We start from the raw sequence: 14,494 nt of genomic DNA, 5'->3' as shown, positions 1-14,494 counted from the left end.
GCCTTTGTCCTTTTGCCTGGGCAGCATTGCTGACCGGATTGAAATCGGGGGGTTCGCTACCATGCTCGGCAGGACAAGACAAGTTTTGCCGCCTTTACGCATGTCGCCCAAAAGTGCGTAGCGGTTTTGGGGCAACGACATGCGTCAGGCAGAAACTGCATGTCGCCCAAAACTGCGCAGCGATTGTGGGGCAATGACACGCATTGGATAGAGGACCGGCTCTGGAATCAGACCTAGTCGTCTTTCAGCCGCCGCCAAGGGGAATTATGGTCCGGCCCGCGCTTATAATCGTCGGCGCGCGAATAGTCGCTGTCGTCGAGATCGATCACCTTGTCGCGGCCGCGGGCACGAAAGCCGCCGCTGAAGCTCGTCGCCATCACGATGCGGTTCTTGAGCAGCCGCCAGGCGAGATCCCGCACCGGCGGCAGGAGCAGCAGGATGGCGACGATGTCGGTGATGAAGCCCGGAATGATCAAAAGGATCGCCGCCAGCACGATCATTGCGCCATGCGCTAGCTGGCGGCTGGGGTCGCGTCCCGCATCCATTTCCGCCCGCACCCGCGCCATCACCCCAAAACCCTGGTGCCGAAGCAGCAGGCTGCCGGCAATCGTGGAGAGGATGACCAGCCCGACCGTCGCCAAAGCGCCAACTTCGCGGCCGACGATGACGAAGCCGGCGATCTCCAGCAGCGGCAGCAGGAGCAGGAACAACGGGAACAGTGAAACGCGCAAGTCTTGACCAATCGCTTTCTTGTTTTGCGGGCCCGCGGGCAATCGCCGCTGGCACTGGGGCCATTAGATAGGTATGGCTGCCTTTGATTTGAATGATTGCGCCCGCCGTTCTATATGCTTTGGGTGTTGAATGCTATGCGACCGCCGCCATTGTGAGACTCCGGGTGAGGCTCTGGTGGTCCGGCCAGGACAGGGATCGAATTGGCGGAAGATATGGGTTTCTTCGACTTCGGCACGATTTTCTTCTTGATTGCGGCGGTTGTGATCTTTTTCCAGCTGCGCAACGTGCTGGGACGTCGCACCGGAAACGAGCGCCCGCCCTTCGATCCCTATTCGGCAAGCCGCACGCGCGAGCAGGAGGCGGCGCAGAAATCCGAGAATGTAGTGTCGCTGCCGCGCAAGCGCATGCCGGGGGAAACCGCGCCCGAGACCTATGCCGCGATCGACGCCTTCGCCAAGCCCGACAGCGATCTCAACAAGGGCCTGCGCGCGATCAAGGACAACGATCCGTCCTTCGATCCAAAAACCTTCGTCGACGGCGCCAAGATGGCCTATGAGATGATCGTCATGGCCTTTGCCGACGGCGACCGCAAGACGCTGAAGAACCTGTTGTCGCGCGAGGTCTATGACAGCTTCGTCGCCGCGATCGGCGAGCGCGAGGCGAAATCGGAAAAGATCCAGTCTTCCTTCGTCGGCATCGACAAGGTCGATGTCGTCGCCGCCGAGATGAAGGGCACCGAAGCGCATATCACGCTGCGTATCGTCAGCGAGCTGATTTCGGCGACCCGCGACAAGGTCGGCGCCGTCATCGACGGCGATCCCGAGAAAGTCGCCGAGGTCAAGGACGTCTGGACCTTCTTCCGCGATACCCGCTCGCGCGATCCGAACTGGAAGCTCGTCGCCACGGAAGAAGAAGACTAGATTCAGGCGGCGGGGCTCGGTCGTGCCGCTCTCTTCCACATTCAGCGAAAAAACCTTTGGCGACCTGCCCGGCTGGGCCGAGGATGATCACCTCACGGCCTTCGTGGCCTTTAAACGGTCCGCCCTCCATGTGCTGACCAAGCCTTATCGCACGGGTGCGCTCGGCGTTGATTTCAACGCCTTTGCCGAGGCCTATGCCGAAGCGCGCTCCGTTTCGCCGGCGAATCGGTCGGAGGCGCGATCCTTCTTCGAGCGCCATTTCGTTCCCGCTTTGGTGGCGGCGGAAAACGGCGGCGCCGGCCTCGTCACCGGCTTCTACGAGCCGGAGGTCGAGGCCTCGCCGGTCAAGACGGAGCGGTTCGTCGTGCCGCTGCTTTCCCGCCCCGCCGACCTGATCGACATCGGCGAGAAAAACCGTCCCACCGGCATGGATCCTTATCTCGCCTTCGCGCGCGAGGCCCCGGCAGGTCCGGTCGAATATTTCGATCGCGGCGCAATCGAGCGCGGCGCGCTCGCCGGCCGCAAGCTCGAGATCGCCTGGGTCGCCGACAGGGTCGATGCCTTCTTCATCCATGTGCAGGGCGCGGCACGGCTGAAGATGACCGACGGCCGGCTCTGCCGTGTCACTTATGCCGCCAAATCCGGCCAGCGCTTCACCGGCCCCGGCAGGATCTTGAGCGAGCTCGGCGAAATTCCGCTGGAAAAAGTGACGATGCAGTCGATCCGCGCCTGGTTCAAGGCGCATCCGGATCGCGTCGACGAGATCCTCTGGCAGAACCGCTCCTACATCTTCTTCCGCGAGGCCCCGGTCGAGGATGCGGAACTTGGACCCATCGCCGCCGCCAAGGTGCCGCTGACGCCAGGCCGCTCGGTCGCCGTCGACCGGCTGCTGCACACGTTCGGCACGCCTTTTTACATCGATGCGCCGACGCTCACTGCCTTCGAGCAAAAACCGTTCCGGCGGCTGATGATCGCGCAGGACACCGGCTCGGCCATCACCGGACCCGCGCGGGGCGACCTCTTCGCGGGCTCGGGTGACGCCGCCGGCGAAATCGCCGGCGTCGTGCGCAACGCCGCCGACTTCCATGCGCTGATCCCGCGCGGACTGATCGATGGGAGGTTCCGGTGAGCCGCCGCGACGACAAGCTCAGCGAGGACGACCGCATCCTCTGGAACCTCGTGGCGCGCTCGACACGGCCCCTGAAAGGCAAGTTGAAAGGCAAGGCCGCGGTCGAGATCCCCGACATCGTCGAGCCCAAGCCGGCGCCGGCGCCCGCGCCGGTCAACGGCGTTGCGGCCACCGCCGCGAAACCGAAGGCGCAGCATGTTTCGCATTCGCTGGACGACCAGACGCATGAGAAGCTGAAAAAAGGCCGGTTGCCGATCGAGGGCCGCGTCGACCTGCACGGCATGACGCAGGACGAGGCCTATTCCCTGCTGCTCACCTTCCTGCACCGCGCGCATGCCGGCGGCATCCGCTATGTTCTGGTCATCACCGGCAAGGGCTCGTCCTCCGGCGGCGACGGGATCTTGCGTCGCTCGGTGCCGCATTGGCTGTCGACGCCGGCCTTCCGCCACCTGGTCTCGAGCCACGATCATGCCGCCCGCAATCATGGCGGCTCGGGCGCGCTCTATATCCGCTTGCGGCGGACGCGGTCATGAGTAGGCCGGCATGACCCCGTTCGGCGAAAGGCTCAGGGCGCTGCGGGCCGAGCGCGGCGTCAGCCAGAAGGCGATGGCTCAAGCCATCGGCGTCAGCGCCGCCTATCTGTCGGCGCTCGAGCATGGCCGGCGCGGCGCGCCGACCTGGACGCTGATCCAGAAGATCATCGGCTATTTCAACATCATCTGGGACGATGCCGAGGACCTCGCCCGCCTCGCTGAAAGTTCGCATCCAAGGGTCAGGATAGACACGTCCGGCCTGTCGCCCGCCGCGACCGAGCTGGCGAATCTGTTGGCCGAGAGCATCGAGAGGCTGGACGAGGCGGAGCTGCGGAAGATCACGGCGTCGGTTCGGGCGGCGCTGCGGCGATAGTCGGCGCGTTGCCCATAACAACGTTTCGCGGTTTTGGATTAGCGGCGAAACTCTCTTCGTCATCCTCGGGCTTGACCCGAGGATCCATTCCGTGACCTCCGCCGAAGAGTGCAACGGCGCAGAATTCTGCACTGTCGAGACGCTCGAAGGTCACGGAATGGATTCTAGGGTCTGCGCTGCGTCGCTGCGCTCCTTGCCTCGCCCTAGAATGACGAAACCGAGGTTGGCGCGCGCCCGGCCCCTACTGCACTGACCCCACCAGCACCGGCTGGCCGTCGCGGATCGAGACCCAGCGGCCGGTGTTGTCGATCGCTTGCCGCTTGAGGTAGCGGTAGCCGGTCGCGTCCCAGGCTTTGACCTTGTCGGTCAGATTGTCGAGGACGTAGTCGCCCTTGTCGGTGCGCACCGTCAGCACCGAATGGCCTTCGCCGTCGGGTTTGCGCACGACGGTGATCAGGAGATCGGCGAGCGACATGCCCATGCGGTAAAGCTCGCGCCGCTTCTCCAGCACATAGTCCTCGCAGTCGCCAAAGCCGTTGTCGGGATAGGTCCAGACTTCGTCCTTGCCGTAATTGTCGAGATCGCTCATCGGCTTGACGGCGGCGTTGACCCTGGCGCTCACGCTGATCAGCTTGCGCCACAGCCCGCCGGTCATCTTGGCCGGCGCGAGATCGGCCGGGCGAATGTTGCATTCGCCGGGATGCGCCTTGCAGAAATCATAATGTCCGATCGGCTGCGAGGTCAGACCGCCTGTCGTCATGGCGCCCGCCGCCCATGCCGGCACTGCCCAATGGGCCGAGATCGCCAGCCCTGCGACTGCACACAAACGCAGCATCCGCGCCATCGGTGAGGAGTTCATTGCCCCCGGGTCCACCCTGTTCTTTTATTAACGAAACGTTAAGGGGGATTTACAGTCCGTGTCAATTAGAGACAACGGCTAGTTTGACGGCATGGTTACCCGCGCGATCCTGACAGCGGCACTTTCGCAACAGGCGTGTTTGCCGACGCCAAAAAGTCACACGCCGTTCGCTTCCGTAAAATCAGCGCAGACGCCAGGGATTGGCTGAAGCCTCTCCAGCCTCGTCAGCCCAGTCGGCGCCTGGCTCAGCTCTTGGCGGAGCGGACCAGCTTCGGCTTCGCGGCCACCCGGGTCTGGCGGCCATAGCTGGTGATGAAGTCGACGATGCGCGGCACGATCTCGGAGCGGAACCGCGAGCCGTTGAAGACGCCGTAGTGGCCGACCGCCGGCTGCATGTAGTGGGCCTGCCTGCCTGCCGGGATGTTCACGCAAAGGTCGTGCGCGGCCTGGGTCTGGCCGAGGCCGGAAATGTCGTCGTTCTCGCCCTCGACGGTGAACAAGGCGACGTTGCGGATGGCGCCCGGATCGACGGCCTCGCCGCGATGCTTCATCTCGCCCTTCGGCAAGGCGTGCCGCACGAACACCGTGTCGACGGTCTGCAGGTAGAACTCCGCCGTTAGGTCCATCACCGCCAGATATTCGTCATAGAAGTCGCGGTGCTTCTCGGCGCTGTCGCCGTCGTTTTTCACAAGGTGCATGAAGAAGTCCTTGTGGGCGATGATGTGGCGGTCGAGATTCATGCTCATGAAGCCCGAAAGCTGGAGGAAGCCGGGATAGACCTCGCGGCCGAAACCGGGCACCGGCCAGGGGGCCTGCATGATGACGTTGTCGCGGAACCAGTCGATGCCCTTTTCCTCGGCGAGCAGATTGACCGCAGTCGGATTGCGGCGGGTGTCGATCGGGCCGCCCATCAGCGTCATGGTCGACGGCACGAAGGGATCGCCGCGCTTTTCCATCAGCGCCACCGCCGCCAGCACCGGCACCGAAGGCTGGCACACGCCCATCACATGGGTGTCCGGACCCAGCGCGTGGAACATGTCGATGACATAGTCGATATAGTCGTCGAGATCGAAGCTGCCCTTCGACAGCGGCACCATGCGGGCGTCGACCCAGTCGGTGATGTGCACGTCGGCGTGAGGCAGCATCGCCTCGACCGTGCCGCGCAGCAGCGTCGCGTAGTGACCGGACATCGGCGCCACGATCAGAAGCTTCGGATCGGGCTTGCGCCCGGCGGGAAGCGAACGCTCGAAGCGGATGAGATTGCAAAACGGCTTCGACCAGACAGTCCTTTCGGTGACGTCGACGGTCTTCCAGTCGACCACCGTCTCGGTCAGGCCGAATTGCGGCTTGCCGTAGCGGCGCGTGGTGCGCTCGAACAGTTCCGCGGCTGCCGCGACTGAGCGACCGAGCGGCGTGTGCGAAACGGGATTGAGCGGGTTGGAATAGAAAAGCCGCACCGCGTCGGCGTAGAGGCGGGCGGGCTGCAGCGCCGCATGGTTCATTTCGTAGAGCTGGTAGAACATCGGGAACCCCGCTGCTGCCTGACGACCAAAGGGCCGACGAGCAGCGCCGAGCCTTGAATGTCTCGCAGCGAGGTTAACAACATATTGTTGCGATGCAATACGTCACTTGGCGTGACGAATGCTGCTTTCGTCGAAACTGTTGAAAACCGGCGTCTACCGGCAGAGCCGGCTCACTGTGCGGTGCCGAAGTGCGAAGGAAATGTGTCCGGCCCCTCTTGCCGGACACCGGCCACGGAACCCCTGAGGGCTCGCATCGGATCGTGGCGCGACGGCTGTGCAAGATTTTCCGTTCATTTGCGTGAAATCAGCGCAAACGCCGGAGATTGGTTGAAGCCGCCCCAACCTCGTCATTCTATGGCGGAGCAAGGAGCGAAGCGACGCGGCGCAGACCATAGAATCCATGCCGTGACTTGGAAGCGTTGCTGCGGTGTAGAATTCTGCTCCGTTGCACTCCGTGGCGAAGCTAACGGCATGGATTCTAGGGTCTTCGCGACGGAGCTTCGCTCCTGCTCCGCCCTAGAATGACGATCGCGATGGGCGTTTCGGCCAATCTCCAAGGCATGCCGCCTGCCAACGCAAACAGAGCCGACCAGTCAAAATCCCTGTGCAGTGTATCAGACGCGGGCCATGCATACGGCAGTGTGGCCCGAGCCGATGAAGCCGAGCTGGCTGGCGGCGCCGCGGGAGAGGTCGAGCACGCGGCCCCTCACGAACGGTCCGCGATCGTTGATGCGCACGACGACGCTGCGGCCGTTGTTCTTGTTGGTGACCCTGAGCTTGGTGCCGAACGGCAAGGAGCGGTGGGCTGCGGTGAGCGCGGCGGGGTTCATGCGCTCGCCGGAAGCTGTTCTCGAATGCAGCGCATACCAGGAGGCGCGGCCGCATTGCGCGGCGGCCGAGGAGGCGGCCGAGGCGCCAGCCATCAGGCCAGCCGCGATCGTTACCGCGACAAGCGCGGTGCGGTTGGTTTTCTTCATCTTTTAGGGGTGGGCTCCGTTTATAGACAACCCGCCGTATGTGCCGAATGAGGCGGGAAATGCGGCAGCGATCTGGCGGTTCCATGGCGAATGCACACGTTTGGAGTCGCCGCGAAACAGTTTGTCATGACATTTCCGGGGTGCACGGGCGTACTCTTTGTGAAGAACGCGCCGATTTGCGGGAAGTCTTGAGTAGGGTCGGCCGTCATTCGGCAAGTAGAAGAGGGAGCGATTGCCTTGCTTCCTTGCTCTCTTTTATTGCGTCCGCATTCTGGTGGAGTATCGACTTTCCGGGGGGATTTTTCTGATGCGACTGATCAGGAATTTGCTGGCGCTGCTCGTGCTGGCGATCGGCGTGCTGTGGTCGCTGCAGGGGCTCGGGCTGGTCCAGGGCAGCTTTATGACCGGCCAGAGGCAATGGCTCTATATCGGGCTCATCACCATGCTGGTCGGCCTGCTCGGCCTCCGCTGGGCGAACCGCTCGCGCATGTGAGCGCCCCCTTCTCCCCTTGTGGGAGAAGGTGTCGCCGAAGGCGACGGATGAGGGGTGTTCCAGCGGAGTGAGACGTCGGCGTTCCCTGGAACACCCCTCATCCGTCTCGGCGCTGCGCGCCGATCCACCTTCTCCCACAAGGGGAGAAGGGGTGCCGCCCGCCTTCCTTCACGCCGCCTTTGCCGCGGGCTTGGCCGTCTTGACGTGGGTCACGCTGCGGCGTCCGTCGACGCTGACCGGCACATCGCCGTCGACGGTGGCGCGGCGCACGATCCGGTGCTGGTCGCCATAGTCGTTCACCGCATAATGCTGGGTGGCGCGATTGTCCCAGATCGCGACGTCGCCGGCCTGCCACCGCCACCGCACGGTGTTCTCGGGCGTGGTCACATAGGTCTGGAACAGCTCGTAGAGTTTCGCGGAGTCGCTCTTCGACAGGCCGACGAAGCGCTGGACGAAGTTGCCGAGCAGCAGCGACCGCTCCCCGGTTTCCGGATGCACGCGCACCACGGGGTGCTCGGTTTCGTAGACGGTCGAGGTGAAGACCTCCTCGAAATGCTTTCTTTCCTCGGCGGTGGCGCGAGGCCGCACGGCGGCGTAGTCGTAGGCATTGCTGTGAATGGCCCAGAGATTGTCCGCCAGCAGTTTCAGCGCTGCCGGCAGGCTTTCATAGGCGGCATGCGTGTTGGACCAGATGGTATCGCCTCCGGCCGCCGGAATGACGACCCCGCGCAGGACGGAGAATTTCGGATAGGCGTCCACGAATGTGACGTCCGTGTGCCACTGGTCCGCGCGGCCGCCGCCGCGGCTCGAATCCAGGTTGAGGATCGAGGCGGTGCCCGCCACCGGCCCTTGGGTGGGATGCGGCACAAGATCGCCCAGGCGCCGCGCGAACAGTTCATGCTCGGAATCGTCGAGATGGTCCTGGCCGCGGAAGAAGACGACCTTGTGCTTCAAAAGCAGCTGATTGATCGACGCTATGGTGGTGTCCGACAGGTTTGCGCCAAGGCGGACGCCTCTGATTTCCGCCCCGACACGGGCGGTCAGCGGAATGACATCGGTCGCTGGAATGGTCTGGTCGACAAGGGATGGCTTGTTCAAGGGGGACGGGTTGCTCATGGGATTCTCCTGGTTGCTCGTAGGGGGAAGGGGAGGTCTGCGCAGGCCGATCACTGCGACCAATACTGCCAGGCCCAGTAGAAACTCTCGTCGCGCGGCGGCAGGCGGTCGCGCTCGGAATCCAGCCGCACCGGCGCCGGCGATTTCGGCCTGTCCTGCTGCGTCGCGGGCTCTTTTGTCCTGGCAAGCAGCCAGTTGCCGACCTCGGCGAAAAGCACTGCGGCGGAATGCGTCATCGTCATTCTCCTTGTTTCGCTCAATCCTTGCCCGCCCAGGGCACCAGCGCCCGCTCGATCCTGCGGATGACGAACTCCAGCGCGAACGCGATCGTCGCGATCACCAGGATGCCCATCACCACCACGTCGGTGACCAGGAACTGCGCCGCCGACTGGATCATGAAGCCGAGCCCGCGCGTCGCGGCCACCAGCTCGGCCGCCACCAGCGTCGACCAGCCGGCGCCGAGCGCGATGCGCAGGCCGGTGAGGATCGACGGCAGCGCGCTGGGCAGCACGACATGGCGGATGACTTGCCCGCGCGTCGCCCCCAGCGAACGCGCCGCGTCGATGCGCTCGCGCGAGACGCCGCGCACGCCGGCGGCGGTCGACAGCGCCACCGGCGCCAGCATGGCAATCGAAATCACCAGGATCTTCGACGGTTCGCCGATGCCGAACCAGATGACGATCAGCGGCAGGTAGGCGAGCGGCGGGATCGGCCTCAGGAATTCGAGCAGCGGATCGAACACGCCGCGCCCGATCCTGCTGATGCCGATGGCGAGCCCGACCGGAACGCCGACGACGATCGCCGCGACCAGCGCGGCGAACACTCGTCCTAGACTGGCCGTGACGTGCTGAAGCAGCGTCGCATCGACGAAACCGTCGCGCGCGACCACGACGAACTTCGCCCAGACGGCGGCGGGCGAGGGCAGGAAGACCGGTGACACCAGCTGCAGCGAGGCCGACACCGTCCAGGCGGCCAGCAGCGCAAGGATGGTGATCGCGCTGACCTGTCTTGCTGAAATGACTGCACGTTTCGGCCGGGGCCGCGACCATGGCACGGAAAACCCGTCATTCTCGCCGGCCTTCGCGCCGGGGCGTTCGCTATAAGCGCCGACGCTCATGCCGCCTCTCCTTCGAAGATCGCATCGGTCAGGTGCGCGCGGGCCGCGGCAAAGGCTGGATCCGCCTTGATGGCGCGGATCGGCTCGCCGGCCGCGTAGCGGCGGCCGAAATGCGTTTCGAATGTCCGCACCACATGGCCGGGCCCGGGCGCCAGCACGACGATGCGGGTGGCAAGCACCAGCGCTTCCTCGATGCCGTGCGTCACCATCAGCACGCCGACTTGGGCAGCCGCCCACAGATCGAGCAGCGTCGTCTGCATGCGCTCGCGCGTCAGCGCGTCGAGCGCGCCGAGCGGCTCGTCCAGCAGAAGAAATTCCGGCTCGGCGGCCAAAGCGCGCGCAAGGCCGACGCGCTGGCGCATGCCGCCGGAAAGCTCCCAGATGCGCTTGTCGCCGGCATCGCCGAGCTTGACCAGCTTGAGCAATTCGTCGGCGCGCCGCGCTCGCTTGTCGGCGCTCACGCCGCGCAGCCTGAGCGCGAAAGCGACGTTTTCGCGCGCGGTCAGCCAGGGAAACAGCGCGTCGTTCTGGAAGACGACGGCGCGGTCCGGTCCGGGAGCGGTGATCGGCCGGCCGCCGATCGTGGCCTGGCCGCGCGCCGGCTCCACCAGTCCGGCGGCGACGTTGAGCAGCGAGGTCTTGCCGCAGCCCGAGCGGCCGACCAGCACGACGAAGTCGCCCCTGCCGGAATCGCTTTTGCCGATGTCGAGCGAGACGCGTTCGACCGCAGGCGCGGGCTGGCCGTCATAGTGGACGGTGACCTTGTCGAGGATGAGATGCGGCATCGGGTTCGAGCCTCCGTACCGGGTCGAAGGGGTGCCTGCCCCGAAGCCGCTCCTCGTCAGCGGTCCCGGGACAGGCAGGCGCGCGGCAGGGAAGAAAGGCCGCGCGGACTTTCAGTGCATCAGTTCGAGGCAAGCGCCTCGCTGGCATATTTGGTCGTGACGTATTTCGAATAGTCGGGCAGCACGGCGTCGATCTTGCCCTGCTCCTTGAGGAAGGCCGACGTCGCCGCGATCGCCTTGACCGTGCCGCCGCCGAGGAACTTGTCGGAGGCTTGCTCGTCCAGCGTCGGGAAGACATAGCCCTTGAGCAGTTCCGGCACCTCTTCCAGCTTGGCGCCCGTCAGCTTGGCGATCTTGCCGGCCTCGGGCGAGGACACCGACCAGGCCTCGGGCTTGGCCAGGAAGCGGGCATAGGCCTCGCCCGTCACCTTGACGAAGTCGCGCACCGCTTCCGGGTGCTTGTCGGCGAAGTCGGTGCGCACGATCCAGGCGTCGAAGGTCGGGGCGCCCCAGGCCGCCACCTGTGATGAATCCAACACCACCTTGCCGGAGGTCTTGATCTGGCCGAGCGCCGGGTCCCAGACATAGGCCGCGTCGATGTCGCCGCGCGCGAAGGCGGCGGCGATTTCCGGCGGCCTGAGGTTGAGGATCTCGACCGACTTCGGATCGACTCCCTCATGCTTCAGCGCCGCGAGCAGGCTGTAATGCGTGGTCGACACGAAAGGCACGGCCACCTTCTTGCCGGCAAGGTCGGCGACCTTCTCGATGCCGGCGCTGTCGCGGGCGACCAGCGCCTCCGAGGGGCCGATCAGGCCGACGACGAGGATGGTCTGGATCGGCAGCTCGCGGCTCGCCGCGGCGGCCAGCGGGCTTGAGCCGACATAGCCGATGTCGACCGAGCCGGAAGCAACCGCGGCGATGACGTCGGCGCCGGAATCGAATTTGCGCCAATCGATCGCGGCCTTGGTGGCTTTTTCGTACGCGCCGTCGGCCTGCGGCACTTTCGAAGGCTCGACCACCGTCTGATAGCCGATGGTGATCTTGAGGTCCTCGGCCGCGGCCGGACCGAGATAGGCGGCGCTTGCCAGCGCTGCCGACGACAGGAGAAGAATGCGTCTGGAAATGGTCGACATGAAAGGCTCCGTTCAAAGGAGGAAAACCGGATTGCCTTTCTAATGTCCGTTAGTTCTATCGGGTTTGTAGAGTTAAATCTTTCCAAGCGAGCGTGCTTTGTTGGAAAAGTGTCGCTAGGTATCGGCGGCAGAGGCGCAAAAGGACGGTCGCGGCGTGGCTTTGGGTGGCGGAAGCGCCACCTTCGGCGGTTGGCGGAGCCGTCCCTCCTGGTCGTCATTCTAGGGCGGAGCAAGGAGCGAAGCGACGCGCGCAGACCCTAGAATCCATTCCGTGACATAGAAGCGATGCGGCGGTGCAGAACTAGGTCAGGCTTGTTCTGCACCGTGGCACCTGTCCTAGGTGTAACGGAATGGATCCTAGGGTCTGCGCTCCGCTTCGCGTCGCTCCGCCCTAGGATGACGATCGCGCTGATGCAGCCCTTCCGCGAAGGCCCTTCGCGAACGAAAATCCTCCCGTCACCTTTCCTAGGTAAATCCGTGCCCCAGATAGCGGCGGAATTGAAACCAGGTTCCGTGTGCGGATGGTTTAGTATAGTAATCTTATCGACATTAGGGAGAGAAAACGATGCGCGACCACCTGAACCGCATACCGCCAGTCGTTCGTGATGCCAGCCTGACGGCGGCTTAGGCTTGATCGCGGCCCCTCGGTAGCTTCCGAATCCAAGCCATGGTTGGACGCGGCAATTCCATCATCATTGTCGGCGGCGGCGCCAGCGGCGTCGTGCTGGCGGCGCATCTCTTGAAATTACCAAACCCCGATCTTCGCGTCACGCTGATCGAGAAGCGGCCGCATTTCGGCCAGGGCATGGCCTATTCGACGCTCCTCTCCGCCCATGTGCTGAATGTCAACGCCTCCGGCATGAGCGCCTATGCCGACGATCCCACGAATTTCGCACGCTGGGTGCTGGAGCGCGGTCTCGCCAAGCCGGACCAGGGCCCGTTCTACGCACCGCGCAGCCTCTATGCCCGCTATCTGAAGGAATTGCTCGACGATCTAGAGGAACGCGAGCGCGCGACCGGAAGGCTACGCCTGATCCGCGAGGAGAGCCTGTCGATCTCGCCGACCTCGGCGGGCGTCGAGGTGGCCTTGGCCAACGGTACCAGCGTCGTCGGCCATCTCGCCGTTTTAGCCACCGGCCATGACGAGCAGCCGGGCGCCTTCCAGGGCCGCGCCATCCGGATGGGCTCGGACGCCGACACCGCGCTCGACGCGCAAGCTCCGGTCCTGGTGCTCGGCACCGGCTTGAGCATGGTCGACGCTTTCCTCTCGCTCGAGCAGCGCGGCCACCGCGGCGGGATCATAGCGGTGTCGCGGCGCGGCCTGCTGCCCTCGCCGCACCGCAAGGGCAACCCGATCAAGCTCGACGTCGCCGACATCCCGCTCGGCACCCAGCTTTCCTATTTCGTCGGCTGGTTCCGCAACCTGATACGCGAGAACCAGAAGGCCGGCGGCGACTGGCGCGATGTCGTCGACGGCTTGAGGGCCCTTCAACCAGAAGATCTGGCAGAACTGGCCGTCCTCGGCGAAACGCCGCTTCGTCGAGCATACCAAGGCCTGGTGGGACATCCATCGCCACCGCATGGCGCCGGAGGTCTATGAGCGCGTCACCGAAGCGGTCGGCTCGGGCCGCATCCGTCTCGTCGCCGGCCGGGTGGTGGACATCGAACCGAACGATGGCCTCACCGTCACGATCCAGCAGCGCGGCACGCAGGCGCTCGAAACGCTCGACGTCGCCCGCATCTATGACTGCATGGGCATTGCCCGCGACATCTCGAAGACGTCGAACGGGCTCGTGCGCTCGCTGGTCGAACGCGGCCTGGCGCGGCCGGACCCACTTCACCTCGGCCTCGACGTCACCGCCAGATGCGAGCTGATCGCGACCGACGGCGCGGTGTCGTCGAAGCTGCTGGCCGTCGGACCGCTGACACGCGGCACCTTCTTCGAGATCGACGCCATTCCGGATATCCGCGTCCAGTGTGCGAAATTGAGTAAGCAGTTGCTGGGTTAGGTTTCAACCGCCAAGCGCCTCGCACACCACTCGCGCGGTTTCCGCGCCGGAGAAATTCTGCTGGCCGGTGACGAGATTGCCGTCGCGCACGGCAAAGCCGCGCCACAGCCCTGCCTGGACATAGTTGGCGCCGATTGCGTTGAGCTCATCCTCGATCCGCCATGGCATCAGATGCTTGCCGCGTTCGAGCGCGCCCATCTCCCAGGTGGCGTTGTCGGCAAAATCCTCCTCGATATTGGCAAAGCCGGTGACGGTCTTGCCGGCGGCAAGCAGCGTTCCGTCGGCGCGCCTGGCGTAGCGGAGGATGGCGGTGCCATGGCAGAGCGCGGCGGCCACCTTGCCGGCATCATGGAAGGCGACGAATGTCCGCTGCAAATCGGTCGCGCGCTCGTAGGTGAACATCGGCGACTGGCCGCCGGCGACGACGATCGCGTCGAAGCGCTCGACATCGATCTCGGACACCGGCCGCGTGTTGTCGACCAGAACCGAGAGTTTCGGGCTCGAAATGAAGCCGAGGGAGATGAGGTCGGTCTCCGAATAGCCCGATGGATCGCGCGGGTCGCTCAGCGCATCGGCCTCGCACTTGCCGCCGTCGGGCGAGAAGATCTCCACTTCATAGCCGCGCTCCGTGAAGGCGAACCAGGGATGGGTGAGCTCGCTCCACCAGAAGCCAACCGGCCATCCGGTCGTGGTCGACACAGCCGGATTGGCGATGACGATCGCCACGCGCCTGGGCTTTCGCACATTGACCGGATTGGCATCTCGCACGCTCATCGTCGCTCTCCCTTCATGAAA

Annotated in this window: 15 protein-coding genes and 1 pseudogene; 6 read left to right on the top strand and 10 right to left on the bottom strand. The window is 64.6% G+C overall.

Annotated elements, in window-relative coordinates; translation table 11 throughout:
- Positions 1–233: 233 nt before the first annotated feature.
- Positions 234–731 (bottom strand): FxsA family protein, encoded by a 498-nt coding sequence (locus tag EJ071_RS04610; protein WP_126097016.1) that lies wholly within the window; start codon positions 729–731, stop codon positions 234–236.
- 213 nt (positions 732–944) lie between these two features.
- Between EJ071_RS04610 and EJ071_RS04605 the strand changes: the two genes are divergently transcribed.
- Genes EJ071_RS04605 through EJ071_RS04590 form a run of 4 tightly spaced genes read left to right on the top strand, consistent with a single transcriptional unit; the run spans position 945 to position 3,687 of the window.
- The gene (locus EJ071_RS04605) at positions 945–1,652 is read left to right on the top strand and encodes a Tim44/TimA family putative adaptor protein (protein WP_126097015.1); all 708 of its coding nucleotides are present in this window, start codon (positions 945–947) and stop codon (positions 1,650–1,652) included.
- A gap of 22 nt (positions 1,653–1,674) precedes the next feature.
- Positions 1,675–2,781 carry a murein transglycosylase A gene (locus EJ071_RS04600; protein ID WP_126097014.1) on the top strand — a complete coding sequence of 369 codons (1,107 nt, stop codon included), beginning with the start codon at positions 1,675–1,677 and terminating at the stop codon, positions 2,779–2,781.
- Positions 2,778–3,314: a Smr/MutS family protein gene (locus EJ071_RS04595; RefSeq protein WP_126097013.1), complete on the top strand. Its 537-nt coding sequence runs from the start codon at positions 2,778–2,780 to the stop codon at positions 3,312–3,314. The genes EJ071_RS04600 and EJ071_RS04595 overlap by 4 nt, the downstream gene beginning before the upstream one ends.
- Positions 3,315–3,324: 10 nt before the next feature.
- Positions 3,325–3,687, top strand: coding sequence for a helix-turn-helix transcriptional regulator (locus tag EJ071_RS04590; RefSeq protein ID WP_126097012.1), 363 nt, complete (start codon positions 3,325–3,327; stop codon positions 3,685–3,687).
- A gap of 241 nt (positions 3,688–3,928) precedes the next feature.
- On the opposite strand, the gene EJ071_RS04585 is transcribed toward EJ071_RS04590, so the two are convergent.
- From EJ071_RS04585 to EJ071_RS04575, 3 genes are all read right to left on the bottom strand, one after another.
- Positions 3,929–4,546, bottom strand: a complete 618-nt coding sequence (locus tag EJ071_RS04585; RefSeq protein WP_126097011.1) for a transglutaminase-like cysteine peptidase — start codon at positions 4,544–4,546, stop codon at positions 3,929–3,931.
- A 245-nt stretch (positions 4,547–4,791) separates the two neighbouring features.
- Positions 4,792–6,069, bottom strand: a complete 1,278-nt coding sequence (locus EJ071_RS04580) for a polyhydroxyalkanoate depolymerase (protein ID WP_126097010.1) — start codon at positions 6,067–6,069, stop codon at positions 4,792–4,794.
- 614 nt (positions 6,070–6,683) lie between these two features.
- Positions 6,684–7,046 carry a septal ring lytic transglycosylase RlpA family protein gene (locus EJ071_RS04575; RefSeq protein WP_126097009.1) on the bottom strand — a complete coding sequence of 121 codons (363 nt, stop codon included), beginning with the start codon at positions 7,044–7,046 and terminating at the stop codon, positions 6,684–6,686.
- Positions 7,047–7,353: 307 nt separating this feature from the next.
- Here EJ071_RS04575 and EJ071_RS38360 point away from each other — a divergent pair, with 307 nt between their 5' ends.
- Entirely contained in the window at positions 7,354–7,539 is a 186-nt protein-coding gene (locus tag EJ071_RS38360; protein WP_189521415.1) for a hypothetical protein, read from the top strand.
- 168 nt (positions 7,540–7,707) lie between these two features.
- Here the strand turns inward: EJ071_RS38360 and EJ071_RS04565 are convergent, their stop codons facing one another.
- From EJ071_RS04565 to tauA, 5 genes are all read right to left on the bottom strand, one after another.
- Positions 7,708–8,637 carry a TauD/TfdA family dioxygenase gene (locus tag EJ071_RS04565; protein WP_126102480.1) on the bottom strand — a complete coding sequence of 310 codons (930 nt, stop codon included), beginning with the start codon at positions 8,635–8,637 and terminating at the stop codon, positions 7,708–7,710.
- A 68-nt stretch (positions 8,638–8,705) separates the two neighbouring features.
- Positions 8,706–8,891 carry a hypothetical protein gene (locus EJ071_RS04560; protein ID WP_126097008.1) on the bottom strand — a complete coding sequence of 62 codons (186 nt, stop codon included), beginning with the start codon at positions 8,889–8,891 and terminating at the stop codon, positions 8,706–8,708.
- 20 nt (positions 8,892–8,911) lie between these two features.
- Positions 8,912–9,772 (bottom strand): ABC transporter permease subunit, encoded by an 861-nt coding sequence (locus EJ071_RS04555; protein WP_126097007.1) that lies wholly within the window; start codon positions 9,770–9,772, stop codon positions 8,912–8,914.
- The gene (locus EJ071_RS04550; RefSeq protein ID WP_126097006.1) at positions 9,769–10,557 is read right to left on the bottom strand and encodes a taurine ABC transporter ATP-binding protein; all 789 of its coding nucleotides are present in this window, start codon (positions 10,555–10,557) and stop codon (positions 9,769–9,771) included. The genes EJ071_RS04555 and EJ071_RS04550 overlap by 4 nt, the downstream gene beginning before the upstream one ends.
- Before the next feature lie 119 nt (positions 10,558–10,676).
- On the bottom strand, positions 10,677–11,690 hold the full coding sequence (gene tauA / locus EJ071_RS04545; protein ID WP_126097005.1) for a taurine ABC transporter substrate-binding protein: 1,014 nt from the start codon (positions 11,688–11,690) through the stop codon (positions 10,677–10,679).
- 667 nt (positions 11,691–12,357) lie between these two features.
- Here tauA and EJ071_RS04540 point away from each other — a divergent pair.
- Positions 12,358–13,699: pseudogene (locus EJ071_RS04540) on the top strand (FAD/NAD(P)-binding protein).
- A gap of 3 nt (positions 13,700–13,702) precedes the next feature.
- Here EJ071_RS04540 and EJ071_RS04535 read toward each other — a convergent pair.
- Positions 13,703–14,473: a type 1 glutamine amidotransferase domain-containing protein gene (locus EJ071_RS04535; protein WP_126097004.1), complete on the bottom strand. Its 771-nt coding sequence runs from the start codon at positions 14,471–14,473 to the stop codon at positions 13,703–13,705.
- Between the last annotated feature and the right edge of the window lie 21 nt (positions 14,474–14,494).

Origin of the sequence: Mesorhizobium sp. M1B.F.Ca.ET.045.04.1.1 (assembly GCF_003952465.1) — a bacterium.
Classification (GTDB): Bacteria; Pseudomonadota; Alphaproteobacteria; order Rhizobiales; family Rhizobiaceae; genus Mesorhizobium; species Mesorhizobium shonense.
The sequence above is the reverse complement of the archived record's forward strand: the minus strand, read 5'-3'. Positions and strand labels throughout refer to the sequence as shown.